Source organism: Caulobacter sp. (genome assembly GCF_017744445.1).
Lineage (GTDB): Bacteria > Pseudomonadota > Alphaproteobacteria > Caulobacterales > Caulobacteraceae > Caulobacter.
In genome coordinates, this window is the sequence record NZ_JAGIBH010000061.1 from 1 (window position 1) to 866 (window position 866).

An 866-nucleotide genomic window follows, 5' to 3' on the forward strand; every position below is an offset into this window, starting at 1 on the left:
TGCCCGGGCCGCAACTTCGTCACCCTGAAGATCACCACCCGCTCGGGCGTGTACGGCCTGGGCGACGCCACCCTCAACGGCCGCGAGCTGGCCGTCGCCTCGTACCTGCAGGACCACGTCGTGCCGAACCTGATCGGCCGCGACGCCGGCCGGATCGAGGACATGTGGCAGTTCCTGCACCGCGGCGCCTACTGGCGGCGTGGACCGGTGACGATGAAGTTGCCACCGGCATCGACCGAGGTGTTGGCCACGTAGAAGGTGCCGTCGTGGTAGCTGATCGCCGGCGCGAACACGCCGCGCGACATGCCCAGGCCGTCGAAGTCCAGCTGCCCGGGCCGGTGGATCGCGTTGCCCACCTGCTTCCAGTGCACCAGGTCCTCGCTCTCGAACACCGGGATGCCGGGGAAGAAGGCGAAGGTCGAGGCCACCAGGTAGAACTTGCCGTTGGCGGCGGTCACGCTGGGATCGGAGTGGAAGCCCGACAGCACCGGGTTGCGGAAGCTGCCGTCCGGCAGCGGCGCCTCGAAGGCGGCATCGCGGCCGGTGTACTCGAACCAGTCGAAGTACACCGGCGCCAGGTCGGAGCCGCTGGCCGCAGCAGTCGCGGCAGCCGGGGCGGCCGGTGCAGCCGGCTCCCTGCCGCAGGCGGCCAGCAGCAGCGCGGCGACGCCGGCGGCGAGGATGCGGGCGGCGGTACCCGGGCGGGTCCGGCGTGTGTTGCGCTTGCTCATCGATACATCCCCTCTTGGATGGCGTTCGTTACCAGTCCCACATCGAGCCGTCTTCCAGCCGCGCGATCGGCAGCTGCTTGGGCGAGTACGGGTACTTCGCGGCCAGCTTCTCGTCGATGTCGACACCGATACCGG

The 866-nt window shown here is 69.9% G+C and carries 2 protein-coding genes and 1 pseudogene; 1 reads left to right on the plus strand and 2 read right to left on the minus strand.

The window, feature by feature from the left end:
- Positions 1-216, plus strand: a pseudogene (locus J7528_RS23580) (bifunctional D-altronate/D-mannonate dehydratase); the annotation flags it as partial.
- Here the strand turns inward: J7528_RS23580 and J7528_RS23585 are convergent.
- Together J7528_RS23585 and J7528_RS23590 are read right to left on the minus strand one after the other, a co-directional pair.
- Positions 189-731, minus strand: coding sequence for a family 43 glycosylhydrolase (locus J7528_RS23585; protein ID WP_363270482.1), 543 nt, complete (start codon positions 729-731; stop codon positions 189-191). The pseudogene J7528_RS23580 and the gene J7528_RS23585 sit on opposite strands and share 28 nt — an antisense overlap.
- A gap of 28 nt (positions 732-759) precedes the next feature.
- Positions 760-866 (minus strand): hypothetical protein (locus tag J7528_RS23590; RefSeq protein WP_291879718.1); only part of this gene is annotated, 107 nt, incomplete at its 5' end.